We start from the raw sequence: 19,202 nt of genomic DNA, 5'->3' as shown, positions 1-19,202 counted from the left end.
GTTTAGCGTATGAATCAAAATCGTTGGATGTCACTTTTAGGATTGGCGAATCGGGCACGTAAGATTATTTCAGGTGAAGAGCTTGTTATTAAAGAAGTTCGTAGTGGACGAGCGAAACTTGTCATTCTTTCCAAAGATGCTTCTGCTAATACAAACAAGAAAATCACGGACAAATGTAAATCGTATCATGTCCCGGTATGCTTAGTGGAAAACAGGCATGATTTAGGTCAAGCCATCGGAAAAGAGGCCAGGGTAGTCGTGGCCATCATGGATGCAGGCTTTGCCAGGAAATTATCCGAACTGCTCGATGAATCTCAGTGGGGGTGAACATATGAGCAAGATGCGTGTATATGAATATGCGAAAAAATACAATGTTTCAAGCAAAGATGTGATCGAAAAATTAAAGCAACTGAATATTGAGGTATCAAACCATATGGCAACTATAGAAGACGACGCAGTAACGAAATTAGACGCAATGTACAAAGGTGATTCTAAAGGGCAGGGGAATAAAACAGCCCAAAAAGATTCGAAAACAAGTGCGAAGTCAGAAGAAGCTCCCAACAAGGAGAAAGTAAAGACAGCACCGAAAAGCCGTGAAGGAAAAAAACACGATCAACAGAACCAATCAAAGGAGAAGAAGGTCTTCAATAATAATAACAACAACAACAAAAACAGAAACAACAAACAAAATAATAAGCAGAATAAAAATTTCAAACAGGCTCCACAACAGCAAACGCCTGCGAAGAAAAAAGAGCTTCCATCAAAGATCACATTCTCAGAATCACTGACGGTTTCAGAACTTGCCAAAAAGCTTCATAAAGAACCATCTGAAATCATCAAAAAACTGTTCATGCTTGGTGTCATGGCAACCATCAATCAGGAACTGGATAAAGATTCGATTGAATTGATTGCTGGGGAATACGGAGTGGAAGTGGAAGAAGAGATTAAGGTAGATGCTACGGATCTTGAAGTGTATTTCACTGAAGATACAGAAGAGCAAACAGTGGAACGTCCATCTGTCGTAACCATCATGGGTCACGTCGATCATGGTAAAACAACGCTTCTTGACTCAATCCGCAACACGAAAGTGACAGCAGGCGAAGCTGGCGGAATCACCCAGCATATCGGGGCTTACCAAGTAGAAGTGGACGGAAAGAAAATCACTTTCCTTGATACTCCTGGGCATGCTGCCTTCACGACTATGCGTGCACGCGGTGCCAAGGTAACGGACATTGCTATCATTGTAGTAGCTGCCGATGACGGTGTGATGCCTCAAACGGTTGAAGCAATCAATCATGCGAAAGCGGCTGAAGTTCCGATCATCATCGCTGTCAATAAAATGGATAAAGAAGCTGCCAACCCGGATCGTGTAATGCAGGAGCTCACAGAGTATGAATTGGTTCCTGAAGCATGGGGTGGAGACACAATCTTCGTTCCATTATCTGCATTATCTGGTGAAGGGATCGACAACCTACTTGAAATGATCGTTCTTGTAAGTGAAGTGGAAGAGCTTAAAGCAAATCCGGATCGTCTTGCACAAGGAACAGTCATTGAAGCTCAATTGGACAAAGGCCGTGGCTCAGTTGCGACTTTACTCGTTCAAAATGGAACGTTAAAAGTAGGGGATCCAATTGTAGTAGGTAATACATTCGGGCGTGTCCGTGCTATGGTCAATGACCTTGGCCGCCGTGTGAAAGAAGCCGGTCCATCTGCTCCTGTTGAAATCACAGGGTTGAATGATGTTCCACAAGCAGGGGATCGTTTCGTCGTATTCGAAGACGAGAAAACCGCTCGCTCCGTCGGGGAAGCACGTGCATCCCAAGCGCTTCAGGCACAGCGTGGAGAGAAGTCCAAGGTGAGCCTTGAGAACCTGTTCGAACAAATGAAACAGGGAGAAATGAAGGACCTTAACCTTGTGCTGAAAGCGGACGTCCAAGGGTCCGTTGAGGCACTCGCCGCTTCGTTAATGAAGATTGAAGTGGAAGGTGTCAATATCCGTATCATCCACACAGGCGTGGGTGCGATCAATGAATCGGATATTACACTGGCGTCTGCTTCAAATGCCATTGTGATCGGCTTCAATGTGCGACCTGATGTCAATGCAAAACGTACGGCCGAAGCAGAAGGTGTGGAAATTCGTTTACACCGTATCATCTATAAGGTCATGGAAGAAATCGAAGCTGCTATGCAGGGGATGCTTGATCCTGAGTTTGAAGAGAAAATCATTGGTCAGGCAGAAGTCCGTCAAACATTTAAGGTGTCTAAAGTTGGTACGATTGCGGGAAGCTATGTAACAGAAGGTAAGATTTCTCGCGATAGCGGAGTTCGTCTCATCCGTGACGGAATCGTTATCTTTGAAGGCGAACTCGATGCCCTTAAGCGCTTTAAGGATGATGCAAAAGACGTAGCCAGAGGGTACGAATGTGGTATTACGATTAAGAACTTTAATGATGTGAAGGAAGGCGACGTCATCGAAGCCTTCATCATGGAGGAAATCACACGTAAATGATCACATATGTTGAATGTGAGTGCATGATTCATGACTCTCACTCATTAAAAGAAAAGCGGGCTGTCCTGCAGAGGATCATGTCCCGCCTTAAACAAAAATTCAATGTATCCGTTGCTGAAATCGGGCATCAGGATGTTTGGCAGCGGACCAGGATCGCCATCGTCGCCGTCGCTTCCTCCAAAGCAGCGAGTGAAAGAGAGATCGAACATGCATTGAAATTCATGGATTCTTTTCCTGAGTGGGAACGGCTTGAAACCCAAGTCGAGTCGTTATGAACGGCTTATGTCTCAACGTATAACCATTAACGAAATATAAGAGGTGATATTGATGAGCCATCGTGCGAATCGTGTTAGCGAGCAAATGAAGAAAGAGCTCAGCGATATTATCGGACGAAAAATAAAGGATCCACGCATTGGCTTTGTAACGGTTACAGACGTACAAGTATCCGGGGACTTACAACAGGCAAAAGTGTATATTACCGTTCTAGGTGGGGAAGACCAGAGAGAAAACACTCTTAAGGGCCTCGCGAAGGCAAAAGGATTCATCCGTTCTGAAGTGGGACAGAGGATCCGCCTGCGCAAAACACCTGAAATTATTTTTGAGTTTGATGAATCGATTGATTATGGTAATCATATTGAATCTTTATTAAGAAAAGTTCAAGATGAACCAGAAGAGTCTAAAGATACAAAAGAGTAATGTGTAAGGGCTGATCCGGACGGAAGTACAATTCCCATGGATCAGCCCTTTATGTTTTCCATAATGAAACATCCCACAATACATACTGGAGGTAATACAGATGAATGGAATCCTGCCCTTATGGAAGCCACGGGGAATGACGTCCCATGATTGTGTCTTTAAATTGAGAAAACTCCTCAAAACGAAAAAGGTAGGCCATACCGGAACATTGGATCCTGAAGTCTCAGGAGTCCTGCCCATTTGCATAGGAAGAGCAACGAAGATAGCGGAGTATATTACGGCATCCGGAAAGACCTATGAAGGGGAAGTCACAATCGGATTTTCCACTACAACCGAAGATGCATGGGGAGAGAAGGTAGAGGAAAAGAAAGTAGACCGGGTGATAACGAGAACGGAAGTTGAGGAAATCCTTCAGAGTATGACCGGAGAGATCACCCAGATACCACCGATGTTTTCAGCAGTCAAAGTGAATGGAAAACGTTTATATGAGTATGCAAGGCAGGGGATAGAGGTGGAAAGACCCTCACGGAAGGTACAGATCCATAAACTTCGACTATTGGAGGATTGGGATGTGTTGAACCATGATGCTCCGTCATTCTCTTTTGAAGTCGTCTGTGGTAAAGGCACGTATGTCAGGACCCTTGCTGTCGAAATCGGTAATAGACTTGGTTTCCCGGCCCACATGTCCGCTCTTACACGTACTCAATCTTCGAGCTTTCGAGAAGAAGACTGTTTCACTTTCGAACAGATACAGGAATACGTCCACGATCATGATCCTCTAGGTCTTCTTCTTCCACCGGAACTGGGGCTTTCTCATTTGCCGAAAATGACAATTAGTGATACATTAGCAGAGAAAGTGAAGAATGGAGCACGCTTAGAAGAGCCTGAGGTTTGGCCAGAAGGCCCCGAGGCAGTGATGGAGTATCAAGGTAAGGCCATTGCCATCTATCAGCGGCATCCGGACAAGCCTGGGATTATCAAGCCTGTCAAAGTGCTTTTCAACGACTAGTGAAAAAGGTGAAATACTGTGAAAGTAATAACTGTACATCATCCACATTCAATTAGTAAGAATGATCTCCCGCCCCTAGTGATGGCTCTTGGATATTTCGATGGAGTGCACAGAGGACATCAAAGGGTGATCAGGGCAGCAGTAGAAGAAGCGAAGGAGAAGGACATTTGCAGCGCAGTCATGACATTTGATCCTCATCCCTCTGTAGTGCTCGGGCACAAACATAAGCATATACACTACATAACACCTTTGGAAGATAAGAAAGAAATCATAAAGGAACTTGGTGTGGATTATTTATTCATTGTCCGTTTCACATCAGAATTTGCAAGTCTGATCCCGCAGGACTTCGTTGATCAATATATTATCGGGCTTAACGTGAAACATGTGGTGGCAGGGTATGATTATTCATATGGAAGACTTGGTAAGGGAACGATGGAAACCCTGCCATTCCATTCCCGGGATATGTTCACCTCTACGACCATTTCCAAGCTGACTGACGATGACATGGATATGAAGGTGAGTTCCACGCTGATCAGGGAAAGTCTGAAAGAAGGCGATGTAAGCCGTGTGCACAAGCTCCTTGGCCGACCGTTCAAAATGAAGGGAACGGTCATACACGGGGATAAAAGAGGAAGGAAAATCGGATTCCCTACAGCTAATATCGAACTCTCTGATGACTATCTAACGCCTAGGGTAGGTGTCTATGCGGTCAAAATGAAGATTCATGATCAATGGTTCAATGGGGTATGCAATATCGGGTATAAGCCGACCTTTAAAAACCCGGATGACTACTCCCTCACAATCGAAGTCCATCTTTTTGATTTTCACACTTCCATCTATGGGGAAGAAGTTTTCATTGAATGGTATGATAGAATCAGGGACGAACAGAAGTTTTCAGGAATAGAGGAACTAATCTCTCAAATCCAGAAAGATAAGGACCTCGCGATAGACTACTTTACGAAAATTTGAGGATTACCCTTGATTTTTATTAAAAAGAGTAGTATTCTAAATAGCGTATGAAATGAACCTTTGCTTGGCATCACGATTCACCAACGGCTGCTCAGTAACAGGGGATTTGAAAGAAATTATTAGGAGGTGAAAAGGATGGCTATCACTAAAGAGCGTAAAAACGAACTTATCAGTGAATACAAAGTACATGAGAACGATACTGGATCTCCAGAAGTTCAAATTGCTGTCCTAACTGAAGAAATTAACAATCTGAACGATCACTTACGCGTTCACAAGAAAGATCACCACTCTCGTCGCGGTCTTCTTAAAATGGTAGGTCACCGTCGTAATCTATTATCTTACCTACGTAAGAAAGATGTACAACGCTACCGTGAGTTAATTAACAAATTAGGTTTACGTCGATAAACAGACAAAGGAAGCGGGATTATGTCCCGCTTTTTCTTTAGCTTTCATAAGTGGAAATCTTTGTATGATCCTCCACTTCTTTTTATACATTTTCACCATTTAACGTATTCATTTTTATCGTTTTTGTCTAAAATACATAATATGTACATAGAGTGGTGGCCACGGGCTTGGGTCCAGGCATCCGCTTTAAGACAACATCCTGTATTTACATAGTCAGTAGGGATACAATCAAACGAATATAACAGCGCAGATGTGCATGATATAGATTATTTACAGTATTTATCCGGGTTGGGTACAGTCCGAACCTTTTGTGATATATAAAGAGAGGGGTACACTTTATGGAACAAACTAAACAAACCTTTTCCATCGATTGGGCCGGAAGAGAATTAACGGTCGAAGTTGGACAATTTGCCAAACAGGCGAATGGAGCGGTAATGGTACGTTATGGAGATACCGCGGTACTTAGCAGTGCTACAGCTTCAAAAGAGCCAAAACCTTTGGATTTCTTTCCATTAACGGTCAACTATGAAGAAAGATTATATGCAGTAGGTAAAATCCCGGGAGGTTTCATTAAGCGTGAAGGTCGCCCGAGTGAAAAGGCGATCCTTGCCAGCCGTTTAATCGACCGCCCGATCCGTCCATTATTCGCAGATGGATTCCGTAATGAAGTTCAAGTAATCAGCATTGTGATGAGTGTAGACCAAAACTGTTCATCTGAAATGGCAGCAATGTTTGGATCTTCACTTGCTCTTTCTGTTTCGGATATCCCATTTGAAGGTCCGATTGCCGGAGTCATTGTTGGACTTGTTGATGGAAAGTTCATCATCAACCCATCAGTCGAGGAATTAGAGAAGAGTGAGATCCATTTATCCGTAGCCGGTACGAAAGATGCCATCAACATGGTAGAAGCCGGTGCAGATGAGGTTCCGGAAGAAACAATGCTTGAGGCGATCATGTTCGGTCACGAAGAAATCAAGCGTTTAGTCGCTTTCCAAGAGGAAATCGTCGCTAAAGTCGGTAAAGAGAAATTGGATATTCAACTGGTTGAACTCGATCAGGATGTTGAAGCAGAAGTCCGTTCATTATGTGAAAGCGAACTGATCCCGGCTATCCAGGTTCAGGAAAAGCATGCACGGGAACAAGCCATCAAAGCGGTAAAGGATAAAGTGATGGCTGTCTATGAAGAAGAGAAAGAAGCGGATGAAGCCACATTGAAGCAAGTGAAAAAAGTATTGGACAAACTTGTGAAAAATGAAGTCCGCCGCTTGATCACAGAAGATAAAGTACGTCCGGATGGTCGTAAAGTAGATGAAATCCGTCCACTGTCATCAGAGGTCGGTTTATTGCCAAGAACACACGGTTCAGGATTATTCACTCGTGGACAGACTCAAGCGCTAAGCATTTGTACGCTGGGTGCTTTAGGCGATGTTCAGGTTCTCGATGGTTTAGGAATCGAAGAATCAAAACGATTCATGCACCATTACAATTTCCCTCAATTCAGTGTAGGGGAAACAGGACCGATCAGAGGACCGGGCCGTCGTGAAATCGGACATGGAGCACTGGGAGAAAAGGCCCTTGATCCAATCATTCCAAATGAAAAGGACTTCCCTTATACAATCCGTCTTGTTTCTGAGGTGCTTGAATCAAACGGTTCAACTTCTCAAGCAAGTATTTGTGCAAGTACATTAGCGATGATGGATGCCGGTGTTCCGATCAAGGCACCTGTAGCAGGAATTGCCATGGGTCTGATCAAATCCGGTGAAAATTATTCCATCTTGACGGATATTCAAGGTATGGAAGATCATCTGGGTGACATGGACTTTAAAGTGGCAGGTACTTCAAAAGGAGTGACCGCCCTTCAAATGGATATTAAAATTGACGGGCTTTCACGCGAGATCCTTGAAGAAGCCCTTCAACAAGCGAAAAAGGGAAGAATGCAGATTCTTGATAGCATGTTAGCGACCATCGGTGAGTCAAGAACGAGCCTTTCTCAATATGCACCAAAAATCCTGACGATGCATATCAATCCTGATAAGATCCGTGATGTTATCGGACCAAGCGGGAAACAAATCAATAAGATCATTGATGAAACAGGCGTCAAGATTGATATCGAGCAGGATGGTACGATCTTCATTTCTTCCACTGATGAAGAGATGAATAAAGTGGCGAAGAAAACGATTGAAGATATCGTCAGAGAAGTGGAAGCCGGACAGATGTATCTTGGTAAAGTGAAACGAATCGAGAAATTCGGGGCATTTGTAGAGATCTTCAGTGGTAAAGATGGTCTGGTTCATATTTCAGAGCTTGCCGAAGAACGTATCCGTAAGGTGGAAGACGTAGTGGCGATCGGTGATGAAATCCTTGTGAAGGTTCTTGATATCGACAATCAAGGAAGAGTCAACTTATCAAGAAAAGCGGTTCTTAAGGAACAGCGTGAAAAGGAAGAACAAAACCAAGGTTAATCTTTACGATTGGCAGGCTGTCCTGTAAGGAGCAAACTCTCCTCCGGGACGGCTTTTTTTCTGTTGAACGGGTCTAAGCCTCAATGTTCTACTAACCCTTTTTCCTTCATATGCATGTAGGAGAAGGAAGGTGGACAGGGATGGAAAAAAAATACTTGATTGGAATGGGTCTAATTGCTATTCTGACTTTAGTAGCGGTAGAAAATCCTTTATCAAATCAATATGTGACGGGCTTAAAGCAAGACGCCTTGGAAGTGAATGGGATAAGCGAGCCAACTGACTTGACCCGTAAAATAAAAGAGGAAGCTAAATTGAGAGAGGTCCCGGCACAGGATGCTGTGATAGATACAGTTTGGAAAGCTACACCAGGATATAATGGCTTAAAAGTGGATGTAGAGGCGTCATTGCAAAATATGAAGAAAGAAAAATCGTTTGATGAAGATAAACTGGTTTACAAACAAATCTCACCCGAAAAACATTTGCCCGATCTGCCTGCCTCCCCTGTTTATCGGGGAAACCCTGATAAACCGATGGTGTCCTTTATTATCAACGTGGCATGGGGGAATGAATACATCCCTGATATGCTTGCAACTTTGAAAAAACACCAGGTATATGCTACGTTCTTTCTAGAGGGGAGATGGGTGAAGAATAACCCGGACTTGGCACAAATGATTGTCGATGCCGGACATGAGGTGGGGAATCATTCCTATTCACATCCCGATATGAAGACATTGGAAACGGCCAAGGTGAGAGAAGAACTGAAAAAGACAAATGAGATCATCGAGGTCACGACAGGGGAGAAAGTGAAATGGTTTGCTCCACCGAGTGGAAGCTACCGTGATGAAGTTGTGAATATTGCAGATGAAATGCATATGAGGACAATCATGTGGAGTGTGGATACGATTGATTGGCAGAAGCCTGAGCCTCATGTGCTGATCGACCGTGTAATGGGTAAGATGCACAAAGGGGCAATCATTCTCATGCATCCTACAGCCTCTACAGCCAATTCATTAAATACACTGATCCTTCAAATAAAAGAAAAGAATTTGAGACTCGGTACGATCTCCAGCCTGGTAAAAGAAGAGCGAATTATAGAAGACGCCGATAATTCGTCACAACAAGGAAATAGTAAGAAGAAGCAGTAACTTTGCATCATGAATAGGAGGAAATTTCTTGGTTAAGAAATATACATGCCAAAATGGACTGCGAATCGTGTTGGAAGAAATTCCACACGTTCGCTCCGTAGCGATAGGGGTCTGGATTGGAACCGGCTCACGTAATGAAACGGAACAAAACAATGGAATTTCCCACTTTTTGGAACATATGTTCTTTAAAGGGACAAAGACCAAGACAGCGCGTGAAATAGCAGAGTCCTTTGACAGCATCGGGGGGCAGGTCAACGCTTTTACTTCGAAAGAGTACACGTGCTATTATGCGAAAGTATTGGACAATCATGCGGATTATGCACTACATACACTTTCAGACATGTTCTTTAACTCCACATATGTTGAAGAAGAAATGAATAAAGAAAAAAATGTGGTGTATGAAGAAATTAAAATGTATGAAGACACCCCTGATGATATCGTTCACGATTTACTCAGTAAGGCAATTTATGAAGAGCATCCGCTAGGGTATCCGATCCTTGGAACGGAAGACACACTGAACTCATTCAATCAGGCTAAATTAAAGGAATACATGCATGAAATGTATACTCCAGATCAAGTCGTGGTATCCGTTGCAGGAAATGTAGATGAAACTTTCATTAAAGAGGTTGAAAAGTTATTCGGTTCATATGAAGGCGGAAAAGGACCTGAAGATCGGCTCAAGCCTGTTTTTCATAACAATAAACTTGCGCGTAAGAAAGACACTGAACAAGCGCACTTATGCCTGGGTTTCGATGGCCTCGAGATCGGTCATCCGGACATTTACAACTTAATCGTATTAAATAACGTGTTGGGAGGCAGTATGTCATCCCGCCTGTTTCAAGAAGTGCGAGAACAGAGAGGACTTGCCTACTCTGTCTTTTCTTATCACTCCGCTTATGAAGATAGCGGAATGGTGACCATCTATGGAGGCACGGGGGCAAATCAGTTAGATCAATTATTCGATACCATAAACAGTACACTCCAAGCCCTTAAAGCAGAAGGAATTACATCTAAAGAATTGCTTAACAGCAAAGAGCAATTAAAAGGGAACCTCATGCTGAGCCTGGAGAGCACCAATAGCCGCATGAGCAGAAACGGAAAGAATGAATTACTGTTGAAACGACACCGGACCCTGGATGAAATCGTCGAGGAAATTGATGGTGTGACCATGGATAAAGTCAATCGGTTGGCCCTGGACATCTTTACGGATGATTATGCTTCAGCACTCATCAGCCCTGACGGCAACTTACCTCAAAATATGAAAAAATGAACGTAAAAGCAGACTGAAGGGTCTGCTTTTTTCATGGTTTGTAATGGGGAAATTTTATCTTCTAAAAAATGTGGACAGTGTATACATTGTACTACAGAGCTTTTTTAGGGGGACACCGATATGAGATTAAGCGAATTAAGCGGGAAAGAAATCGTCGATTATAAAAAAGCGGAACGGCTGGGCATTTTAGGGCAGACCGATCTTGAATTCAATGATAAGTCAGGCAGCATCAATGCACTTATCATACCGACCGGGAAATGGCTGAGAAAGCAAGGGGGAGAAATACGGGTGCCCTGGCATCAGATCAGGACGATCGGGGCAGACATGATCATTCTGGAAGTATCTGAAGACTAACTGAATCAGTGCTGCAAAATGAAAACGGGTCTTAACCCGTTTTTTTTTGTCCTCTTTTTGACCCCCGTAATTTGCCGCTTTTCTTCTCACCCATTGGGTGTGTGCAACATACACTGTTGAAGTGAAAAGGGATTTAGAATAGCGATTATGTAAAAAGTAGGTGAAATCAGTGATGCTGACCGGAATGCAGATCGCAGTTCTAGGCGGAGATGCTCGTCAACTTGAGATTATTCGGAAGCTTACGGAGTTGGATGCCAAAATATCACTCGTAGGTTTTGAACAACTAGATCATGCCTTTACAGGGGCTACGAAGGAAAAACTTGATGAAGTGGATTTTTCGATGATGGATGCCATTATCTTACCTGTACCCGGCACGAATCTACAAGGAGAAATAGATACGATTTTTTCCAATGAGAAAATCATGTTAACAGAAGAAATTGTAGCTGAAACGCCAGAGCACTGTACGATCTATTCAGGAATTAGTAATGCGTACTTGGATCAAATCATGTCTTCAACGAACCGTAAACTTGTTCAGTTGTTTGAAAGAGACGACGTTGCCATCTATAATTCCATTCCTACAGTAGAGGGAACGATTATGATGGCTATTCAACATACAGACTTTACCATACATGGATCTGATATTGTCATATTGGGTCTCGGGAGAGTGGGTATGAGTGTAGCTAGAACGTTTCACCATTTAGGCGGGAGGGTCAAGGTTGGAGTGCGCAAAAGTGAGCATCTTGCCCGTGTGACCGAAATGGGGTTAGTGCCATTCCACTTGGATGACTTGGAAAAAGAGGTTGTGAATTGTGATATTTGTATTAACACAATTCCCGTGCATATAGTGAAGGCTGCTGTCATAGCCAAAATGCCAGCCCATACATTAATTATCGATCTGGCTTCTAAGCCTGGCGGTACCGATTTCCGTTATGCAGAAAAACGGGGCATCAAAGCATTATTAGCCCCGGGGCTTCCGGGAATCGTAGCACCGAAAACAGCAGGGCAGATCCTGGCGAATGTTCTTTGTCAATTATTAGAGGAAGATTTTGATTCAGGAAAGGAGAGTTCATCATGAGTGTGAAAGGAAAACGTATCGGGTTTGGTCTTACAGGGTCTCATTGTACGTATGATGCCGTATTCCCGGAAATAGAGCGCTTAGTGAATAATGGAGCGGAAGTCATGCCGATTGTGACATCGACCGTTATGAATACTGAAACAAGATTCGGCAAAGGAGAAGATTGGATCAAGCGGATCGAAGATGTTACAGGTCATAAAGTGATTGATTCAATCGTCAAAGCAGAACCACTTGGGCCAAAGATACCGCTGGATTGCATGGTGATTGCCCCTCTTACAGGAAATTCAATGAGTAAGTTTGCCAATGCCATGACCGATTCCCCAGTGTTGATGGCCGCCAAAGCGACTATTCGCAACCATCGCCCTGTAGTGCTCGGTATTTCCACAAATGATGCTCTTGGATTGAATGGTGTGAATCTGATGAGATTAATTTCGACGAAAGATATTTATTTTATACCTTTCGGGCAGGATGCCCCTGACAGTAAACCGAAATCGATGGTTGCCAGAATGACGTTAATTCAGGAAACCATCGAAGCGGCCATGGAAGGAAGACAGCTTCAACCAGTCGTCATCGAAAGATATTTAGATTAATCCATGAAGAAGGTCATCACCTTGGGGTATTTCAGATGACCTTCTTTTCATGCATGTAGAAACTGGTACCCTGAAATGAACGAACACATAAATAAAAAATTCCTATTGTCGAATAATTGTTTATGTTAAAATATTCTTTATTATAGTAATAGACTAAATGATTTTACCTATTGTACTATGAAAATACTGAATGGTTGGAAGGAGAGAAGATTTTGAATACAACGGGATTACATGTAGCTGTTGTCGGTGCCACCGGTGCCGTAGGACAGCAAATGCTTCAAACATTAGAAAAAAGGGATTTTCCAATAAAGCAATTGACCTTATTATCATCAGCACGCTCTGCTGGTTCCACTGTTATATTTAAAGGGAAAGAATGGACGGTTGAAGAAGCGAAACCTGAAAGCTTTGAAGGTGTCGATATCGCATTATTCAGTGCAGGTGGAAGTGTATCCAAACTTCTTGCTCCTGAAGCCGTAAAACGCGGGGCAGTTGTTGTGGACAATACAAGTGCGTACCGTATGGATCCGGATGTACCACTTGTTGTACCGGAAGTGAATGAAGAGGATATTAAGAATCATAATGGAATTATTGCCAATCCTAACTGCTCGACGATTCAAATGGTTGCCGCACTGGAGCCCATCCGTAAACAATATGGCCTGGGGAAAGTGATCGTATCTACTTATCAAGCTGTGTCAGGCGCAGGTGCCGTTGCGATTGATGAACTTCACGCCCAATCACAGGCGATTTTATCCGGTGAATCATTTGAGCCTGGTGTGTTACCAGTCAAAGGGGACAAAAAACATTATCAAATTGCTTATAATGCCATTCCTCAAATTGATAAATTTCAGGACAACGGCTTTACTTTTGAAGAAATGAAAATGATCAATGAAACGAAAAAGATCATGCATATGCCTTCGTTAAAGGTATCTGCGACATGTGTCAGATTACCAGTTGTAACAGGTCACTCCGAAAGTGTATATATTGAGATTGAGAAGGAATCTGTTTCAGTGAAAGATATCCATGAACTTCTCCGGGAAGCACCAGGGGTAACGCTTGAGGACATCCCTGAAGAACAAATATATCCGATGCCTGCCCATGCTGTTGGAAAACCGGATGTGTTTGTAGGTCGGGTGCGTAAAGATCTTGATGAAGACAAAGGCTTCCATATGTGGGTTGTGTCTGACAACTTACTGAAGGGAGCGGCTTGGAACTCAGTTCAAATCGCAGAAAGTTTAATGAAGCTTGGTCTAATTAAGTAATGAAGAGGGATCATTCCAGCTGAATATTTGTATAAATCCACTACCCGTTTTCCAGATACCTCTTGAACATATGACAATGAGGTGTAGTCATGAAAGTGATCGTTCAAAAATTTGGTGGAACTTCGGTACGTGACGAAGCAAGTCGCCTGAAGGCAATTGCCCATACGAAACAAGCGATTCATAAAGGTTATAAAGTGGTGGTAGTCGTTTCTGCCATGGGAAGAAAAGGTGAACCGTACGCAACAGATTCCCTTTTATCCTTAATCGGTGGCAGAAACACTTCAATCAGTAAGCGGGAACAGGACCTTCTTTTGTCCTGTGGAGAAATCATATCGAGCCTGGTATTTTCTAATATGCTTCTTGAGCATGGTATCCGGTCCACAGCCCTGACAGGCGCTCAAGCCGGGTTCAGGACAAATAATGATTTTAACAATGCAAAGATCATCGAGATGAAATGCAGCCGATTGGTTAAAGAACTGGAGTATCATGATGCCGTGGTGGTTGCAGGCTTTCAGGGAGCAACGAAAGACGGGGATGTGACAACCATCGGCAGGGGGGGGAGCGATACCTCGGCCTCGGCTCTCGGTGTCGCTTTAAGAGCGGACTACATTGATATTTTTACAGATGTGGAAGGAGTCATGACCGCCGATCCACGTATTTCAACAAAGGCAAGACCCATCACCGTTGTTTCGTATAATGAAGTATGCAATATGGCGTACCAGGGAGCCAAGGTGATCCATCCGAGGGCGGTCGAGATTGCCATGAATTCGAATGTTCCGATTCGGATTCGTTCAACTTACTCAAATGGTGAAGGCACTCTTGTGACGACTCTGGAAAATACAAAGGCACATAAAGAGTTCAGGAGTCATCCTGTCACAGGGATTGCCCATGTATCCAACCTCACCCAAATTAAAGTATTCGCCAAGGAAGATGAATACGATCTTCAGGCTCAAGTTTTCAAGGCTATGGCCAAAGAGGGAATAAGTGTTGACTTTATTAACATCTCTCCAAGAGGCGTAGTCTACACCGTGGGATCATCAGTAGCCGATGATGCAATAAAAGTTTTAAGAAAGTTAGGACATAACCCCATCGTGGAATCGGAGTGTGCGAAGATTTCAGTAGTGGGAGCGGGAATGACCGGGGTCCCGGGTGTCACCTCTGCCATTGTTTCATCCCTTTCCGACGAAGGGATCCGCATACTGCAGTCAGCGGATAGTCATACGACCATATGGGTATTGGTGAAAGAAATGGACTTGATCCAAGCCGTTAATGCACTTCATGATACGTTTCAATTACAAGAGAGAAATGCTACATTCAGAGTGGGATAAACTTACGAGGAGAGTGACTAGATTGAATTTTGGCCGCGTTTCTACGGCGATGGTTACGCCATTTGACCGTAAAGGAAATATTGATTTTACTAAAACGACGCAATTAATTCAGTATCTGATCGACAATGGATCGGATTCGTTAGTAGTAGCCGGTACCACTGGGGAATCTCCTACTTTAACGAAAGAGGAAAAGGTTGCCCTATTCCGACATGTCGTGAAAGTGGTGGATGGAAGAATCCCTGTCATTGCCGGTACGGGAAGCAATAACACTCATGCATCAATCGAGCTTACAAAAAAGGCTGCAGAAGCAGGCGTGGACGCCATCATGCTTGTGGCCCCGTATTATAATAAGCCCAGCCAGGAAGGGATGTATCAGCATTTTAAGGTGATTGCAGAATCAACTGATTTACCCGTCATGCTGTATAATATTCCGGGAAGATCAAGCGTCAATGTATCGCCTGAAACAATCATCCGGCTTTCAAAGGTCGAGAACATTGTTGCCGTAAAAGAAGCAAGTGGGGATTTGGATAGTATGACTGAAATCATTTCTCATACGTCTGACGATTTTATGTTATATAGTGGAGATGACGGACTCACGTTGCCGGTATTATCCATCGGCGGGACGGGAATCGTGTCTGTGGCTTCCCATGTGGTCGGAAATGAAATGCAGGAGATGATCTCGGCCTTTTCAAGTGGAAACCTTGCACATGCAGCACAGCTGCATCAAAGGCTCCTTCCGATCATGAAAGGACTGTTCACGAGCCCGAACCCGACCCCGGTCAAAACTGCACTCCAGATGAAAGGCCTTGATGTCGGCTCGGTGCGCCTGCCACTCATCCCTCTCACAGAAGTGGAAAGAGCAAAACTGTCCCAACTCATCGAAGGTTTATCATAAAATCAACCACCTTCAAAAAACCAAAAGACTGCGAAGCCTTGACCTTCGCAGTCTTTTGTCGTTTCACGACCCGCGGTGGAGCGGAAAATCAACCACTACCCGCTAATAACAAGCAATAAGATCGAGAAGGGCAGCATTCAATAAAGACGATCCTTTCCTTTCACTTAAAAGAGATATTATTACTCCAAAGAAGAAGGATTTAGTCCTGCGGTATCGAAATAGTAACGTAGTAGAAATGATTGCAGTCTTTTTCCTAATCTTGATGAGGGAGGATAAAATTGGTTGTACTCCCAAAATGGTATCAAGTATAATGGATATAACTGATTGAAGATCGGGGAAGGAACAGCATAGGAGGACATAATGGTGAGTAAGATAAAGAATGAAAGTATTAAGGTGATCCCTCTCGGGGGAGTGGGAGAAATCGGTAAGAACATGTACGTGATTGAAGTGGATCATGAAATATTCGTGATCGACGCAGGGCTGATGTTTCCAGAGAATGAAATGCTCGGGATCGATATCGTCATCCCCGACATTCAATATTTGATTGAAAATAAAGAGCGGGTAAAAGGGATCTTTTTGACCCACGGACATGAAGACAGCATCGGTGCGATACCGTACGTTCTCAGTAAGATCAAAGCGCCTGTTTATGGTACTCGCCTGACAAATGCCCTTGTAAAGGCGCGTCTGAAGGATGAAAATGTCAGGGAAGATGTGAAATTCTATACGGTTCACTCTGATAGCTATCTGACCTTTGATGGAGTGAATGTTACGTTTTTTAAAACGACACACAGTATTCCCGATTCAGTGGGTGTTTGCATACATACATCCGAAGGAGTCATCGTCCATACTGGAGAATTCAAATTCGATCAATCCGCTAAACATCTTTACCGGCCCGATTTAGGCAAGATGGCGCAAATCGGTGAGCAGGGGGTCCTTTGTCTCTTGTCTGACAGTAAAGAGGCAGAGAGACCGGGATATACAACATCGGAAGGAGTCATCGAACAACATATCACGGACGCCTTGCGTACGGCATCAGGCAGGGTGATTGTCGCATGCTTCGCTTCGAACCTGATCAGACTTCAGCAAGTATTTGATGCAGCAGAGCAGAATAATCGAAAAGTGGCCGTGGTAGGGAAGAGTTTGAAAAGAGTGTATGATGTAGCCTTGAAACTCGGGTATCTTCATGTACGGGATGAAATGATCATCGGAATAGATGAGATTGGTGATCATCCAAAGGATGAAATCCTCATCATCGCGACTGGTACACAGGGCGAACCGTTTGAGGCGCTTCAACGAATGTCCAAGCGATCCCATCGCCTCGTAAACATTGAAGATGGAGACACCGTCCTCATTACGGCCACACCGTCTCCGGGCATGGAAGTAATTGTGGGAAGAACGATCGACATGCTGTATAGAGCCGGTGCCAATGTATTGACCGCCAATAAAAAGGTTCATGTTTCAGGTCATGGAAGTCAGGAAGACTTGAAGTTCATGTTGAATATCATGAAGCCTAAATACTTTATTCCCATTCAGGGTGAATACAAGATGCTTGTCGCCCATACCCAGTTGGCACATGATACCGGACTTCCTTATAAGCAGATTTTCATTATGGATAAGGGAGATGTCCTTCAATACAAGGACGGTAAGATGAGGATGAGCGGCCGGGTACAGGCAGGGAATGTCTTGATTGATGGCATCGGTGTCGGGGACGTTGGAAACATCGTTCTTCGTGATCGAAAATTATTATCTGAAGACGGTGTATTCACGGTGGTCGTCACCATAAACAGAAGATCCAAATCCATCGTATCGGGGCCGGAAATCATCTCACGGGGCTTCGTTTATGTAAGGGAGTCAGAGGAATTGATCGAAGGCGCAGGGGGAATCGTGACAGATGTGGTCCATTCCTATCTGCAAAAAGGATCCTTTGAATGGACAACCATCAAGCAGGATATCCGGGATCAACTCAATTATTATCTATTCAACAAAACGCGAAGAAGACCGATGATTCTACCGATCATCATGGAAGTGTAAAATGTGAGGCTATTTGTGACCAACAAATAGCCTCTTATTTATTTGAACCCGAAGAATGAAGTATGAAAACACTCCCATATTAAAATAATAACAAGAGAATGGGAATGAAAAGGAGATGTTTTCATGGAACAAAATCGTGAACATATGCAGGACGAGCCGAATAAGGAACAAGATGATCAAAAAGACAAGCCATCCGGTTTAATGGAAAAGATTCAGCAGTTAGGTCAAACCAATGTTCCACAGCTTTCTCAAGACTCAAATATCCATTGCCTGACGATTGTAGGGCAGATAGAAGGGCATATGCAGCTTCCGCCCCAAAATAAGACAACTAAGTATGAACACGTCATCCCTCAGCTTGTGGCCATTGAGCAAAACCCTAAAATTGAAGGGCTGGTTGTGATCCTGAATACGGTTGGCGGAGATGTAGAAGCGGGATTAGCGATTTCCGAAATGATCGCCTCTTTATCTAAGCCTACCGTATCCGTCGTTCTCGGGGGAGGACACAGCATCGGAGTGCCTATCGCTGTATCATGTGACTTCTCTTTCATTGCGAGCACGGCTACCATGACGATTCACCCCGTTCGATTAACCGGTTTGGTCATCGGGGTGCCGCAAACATTTGAATATCTGGATAAAATGCAGGAGCGGGTGGTCAGCTTTGTCACCAAGCACAGCAATATCACAGAAGAGGACTTCAAAGATCTCATGTTTGCAAAAGGAAATCTCACCAGGGATATAGGTACGAATGTGGTGGGGGATGATGCAGTGGAGTACGGATTGATTGATGGAATCGGCGGTATCGGAAAGGCAATCAGAAAGATCAATGAATTGATAGAGATGAAAAAACAGGCTGATCAACAAGAGGGGCTGGTTCAATGATCCTATATACAGTGGTTCCCAATGATCTTGTGTTTCCAACAGATGGAAGTGAATTCAGCGGTCAAATGATGATGGATTATCAGGGCGTACCTCTTCTCGTTCAGCAGGAGGAAAACAAATATCGGATTATCAGGGTCATGAGCAGTGATCCCGCACATTACTTAAATGATCACATATGCCCGGGGGAATTTATCAACAATTAAGTGAGAAAGAGGATTTTCCCGAAATAGTGGTTATGCTATAATATTACTGGAAGACAATATACTGATACGTTAAGTTCACGGGAAGGGTCTGACACCTTAGGCACACATATTGCCCCAAAGGGT

The 19,202-nt window shown here is 43.7% G+C and carries 19 protein-coding genes; all 19 read left to right on the top strand.

From position 1 onward, the window contains the following. The first annotated feature begins 9 nt into the window (after nucleotides 1-9). The 19 genes from CN378_RS10025 to CN378_RS09935 all read left to right on the top strand — a co-directional run bounded on the left by CN378_RS10025 (nucleotide 10) and on the right by CN378_RS09935 (nucleotide 19,079). Nucleotides 10-327 carry a YlxQ family RNA-binding protein gene (locus CN378_RS10025; protein WP_098351741.1) on the top strand — a complete coding sequence of 106 codons (318 nt, stop codon included), beginning with the start codon at nucleotides 10-12 and terminating at the stop codon, nucleotides 325-327. Nucleotides 328-331: 4 nt separating this feature from the next. Continuing rightward, nucleotides 332-2,509 (top strand): translation initiation factor IF-2, encoded by a 2,178-nt coding sequence (gene infB, locus CN378_RS10020; RefSeq protein WP_098351740.1) that lies wholly within the window; start codon nucleotides 332-334, stop codon nucleotides 2,507-2,509. Then, on the top strand, nucleotides 2,506-2,784 hold the full coding sequence (locus CN378_RS10015) for a DUF503 domain-containing protein (protein WP_098351739.1): 279 nt from the start codon (nucleotides 2,506-2,508) through the stop codon (nucleotides 2,782-2,784). The genes infB and CN378_RS10015 overlap by 4 nt, the downstream gene beginning before the upstream one ends. A gap of 52 nt (nucleotides 2,785-2,836) precedes the next feature. Then, nucleotides 2,837-3,205, top strand: coding sequence for a 30S ribosome-binding factor RbfA (gene rbfA / locus CN378_RS10010; protein ID WP_098351738.1), 369 nt, complete (start codon nucleotides 2,837-2,839; stop codon nucleotides 3,203-3,205). A 100-nt stretch (nucleotides 3,206-3,305) separates the two neighbouring features. Beyond that, on the top strand, nucleotides 3,306-4,214 hold the full coding sequence (truB, locus tag CN378_RS10005) for a tRNA pseudouridine(55) synthase TruB (protein WP_098351737.1): 909 nt from the start codon (nucleotides 3,306-3,308) through the stop codon (nucleotides 4,212-4,214). An 18-nt stretch (nucleotides 4,215-4,232) separates the two neighbouring features. Further along, nucleotides 4,233-5,183, top strand: coding sequence for a bifunctional riboflavin kinase/FAD synthetase (ribF, locus tag CN378_RS10000; protein ID WP_098351736.1), 951 nt, complete (start codon nucleotides 4,233-4,235; stop codon nucleotides 5,181-5,183). 135 nt (nucleotides 5,184-5,318) lie between these two features. Further along, nucleotides 5,319-5,588, top strand: a complete 270-nt coding sequence (gene rpsO, locus CN378_RS09995; protein ID WP_034760125.1) for a 30S ribosomal protein S15 — start codon at nucleotides 5,319-5,321, stop codon at nucleotides 5,586-5,588. 338 nt (nucleotides 5,589-5,926) lie between these two features. Then, a complete protein-coding gene (pnp, locus tag CN378_RS09990; protein ID WP_098351735.1) occupies nucleotides 5,927-8,050 on the top strand; it encodes a polyribonucleotide nucleotidyltransferase in 2,124 nt (707 codons plus the stop codon). Between the two features lie 140 nt (nucleotides 8,051-8,190). Then, on the top strand, nucleotides 8,191-9,195 hold the full coding sequence (locus CN378_RS09985; RefSeq protein ID WP_098351734.1) for a polysaccharide deacetylase family protein: 1,005 nt from the start codon (nucleotides 8,191-8,193) through the stop codon (nucleotides 9,193-9,195). A gap of 28 nt (nucleotides 9,196-9,223) precedes the next feature. After that, nucleotides 9,224-10,465 (top strand): M16 family metallopeptidase, encoded by a 1,242-nt coding sequence (locus CN378_RS09980; RefSeq protein WP_098351733.1) that lies wholly within the window; start codon nucleotides 9,224-9,226, stop codon nucleotides 10,463-10,465. A gap of 120 nt (nucleotides 10,466-10,585) precedes the next feature. Next, a complete protein-coding gene (locus CN378_RS09975; RefSeq protein WP_098351732.1) occupies nucleotides 10,586-10,819 on the top strand; it encodes a YlmC/YmxH family sporulation protein in 234 nt (77 codons plus the stop codon). A gap of 172 nt (nucleotides 10,820-10,991) precedes the next feature. Next, nucleotides 10,992-11,894, top strand: a complete 903-nt coding sequence (gene dpaA / locus CN378_RS09970; protein WP_098351731.1) for a dipicolinic acid synthetase subunit A — start codon at nucleotides 10,992-10,994, stop codon at nucleotides 11,892-11,894. Beyond that, nucleotides 11,888-12,484 carry a dipicolinate synthase subunit B gene (gene dpaB, locus CN378_RS09965; RefSeq protein ID WP_179884867.1) on the top strand — a complete coding sequence of 199 codons (597 nt, stop codon included), beginning with the start codon at nucleotides 11,888-11,890 and terminating at the stop codon, nucleotides 12,482-12,484. The genes dpaA and dpaB overlap by 7 nt, the downstream gene beginning before the upstream one ends. 212 nt (nucleotides 12,485-12,696) lie before the next feature. Beyond that, nucleotides 12,697-13,743, top strand: coding sequence for an aspartate-semialdehyde dehydrogenase (gene asd / locus CN378_RS09960; RefSeq protein WP_257141095.1), 1,047 nt, complete (start codon nucleotides 12,697-12,699; stop codon nucleotides 13,741-13,743). Nucleotides 13,744-13,832: 89 nt separating this feature from the next. After that, nucleotides 13,833-15,071 carry an aspartate kinase gene (gene dapG / locus CN378_RS09955; RefSeq protein WP_098351729.1) on the top strand — a complete coding sequence of 413 codons (1,239 nt, stop codon included), beginning with the start codon at nucleotides 13,833-13,835 and terminating at the stop codon, nucleotides 15,069-15,071. A gap of 22 nt (nucleotides 15,072-15,093) precedes the next feature. Continuing rightward, nucleotides 15,094-15,966, top strand: coding sequence for a 4-hydroxy-tetrahydrodipicolinate synthase (gene dapA, locus CN378_RS09950; protein WP_257141094.1), 873 nt, complete (start codon nucleotides 15,094-15,096; stop codon nucleotides 15,964-15,966). 363 nt (nucleotides 15,967-16,329) lie between these two features. Then, nucleotides 16,330-17,997, top strand: coding sequence for a ribonuclease J (locus CN378_RS09945; protein WP_098351829.1), 1,668 nt, complete (start codon nucleotides 16,330-16,332; stop codon nucleotides 17,995-17,997). Between the two features lie 144 nt (nucleotides 17,998-18,141). Next, a complete protein-coding gene (locus CN378_RS09940; RefSeq protein WP_098351828.1) occupies nucleotides 18,142-18,876 on the top strand; it encodes a ClpP family protease in 735 nt (244 codons plus the stop codon). Next, nucleotides 18,873-19,079 (top strand): YlzJ-like family protein, encoded by a 207-nt coding sequence (locus CN378_RS09935; protein ID WP_098351727.1) that lies wholly within the window; start codon nucleotides 18,873-18,875, stop codon nucleotides 19,077-19,079. The genes CN378_RS09940 and CN378_RS09935 overlap by 4 nt, the downstream gene beginning before the upstream one ends. Nucleotides 19,080-19,202 lie beyond the last annotated feature (123 nt).

The sequence above is a fragment of the Bacillus sp. AFS015802 genome (assembly GCF_002561455.1).
GTDB lineage: Bacteria > Bacillota > Bacilli > Bacillales > Bacillaceae_B > Rossellomorea.
The sequence above is the reverse complement of the archived record's forward strand: the minus strand, read 5'-3'. Positions and strand labels throughout refer to the sequence as shown.

Excerpts from the sequence above, each read along its gene's own strand:
- CN378_RS10015 (WP_098351739.1), top strand. The coding sequence starts at position 2,506 with ATGATCACATATGTTGAATGTGAGTGCATGATTCATGACTCTCACTCA.
- CN378_RS09935 (WP_098351727.1), top strand. The coding sequence starts at position 18,873 with ATGATCCTATATACAGTGGTTCCCAATGATCTTGTGTTTCCAACAGAT.
- CN378_RS10025 (WP_098351741.1), top strand. The coding sequence starts at position 10 with ATGAATCAAAATCGTTGGATGTCACTTTTAGGATTGGCGAATCGGGCA.
- CN378_RS09940 (WP_098351828.1), top strand. The coding sequence starts at position 18,142 with ATGCAGGACGAGCCGAATAAGGAACAAGATGATCAAAAAGACAAGCCA.
- dapG (WP_098351729.1), top strand. The coding sequence starts at position 13,833 with ATGAAAGTGATCGTTCAAAAATTTGGTGGAACTTCGGTACGTGACGAA.
- rbfA (WP_098351738.1), top strand. The coding sequence starts at position 2,837 with ATGAGCCATCGTGCGAATCGTGTTAGCGAGCAAATGAAGAAAGAGCTC.
- pnp (WP_098351735.1), top strand. The coding sequence starts at position 5,927 with ATGGAACAAACTAAACAAACCTTTTCCATCGATTGGGCCGGAAGAGAA.
- truB (WP_098351737.1), top strand. The coding sequence starts at position 3,306 with ATGAATGGAATCCTGCCCTTATGGAAGCCACGGGGAATGACGTCCCAT.
- infB (WP_098351740.1), top strand. The coding sequence starts at position 332 with ATGAGCAAGATGCGTGTATATGAATATGCGAAAAAATACAATGTTTCA.
- dpaA (WP_098351731.1), top strand. The coding sequence starts at position 10,992 with ATGCTGACCGGAATGCAGATCGCAGTTCTAGGCGGAGATGCTCGTCAA.
- CN378_RS09985 (WP_098351734.1), top strand. The coding sequence starts at position 8,191 with ATGGAAAAAAAATACTTGATTGGAATGGGTCTAATTGCTATTCTGACT.
- CN378_RS09975 (WP_098351732.1), top strand. The coding sequence starts at position 10,586 with ATGAGATTAAGCGAATTAAGCGGGAAAGAAATCGTCGATTATAAAAAA.
- rpsO (WP_034760125.1), top strand. The coding sequence starts at position 5,319 with ATGGCTATCACTAAAGAGCGTAAAAACGAACTTATCAGTGAATACAAA.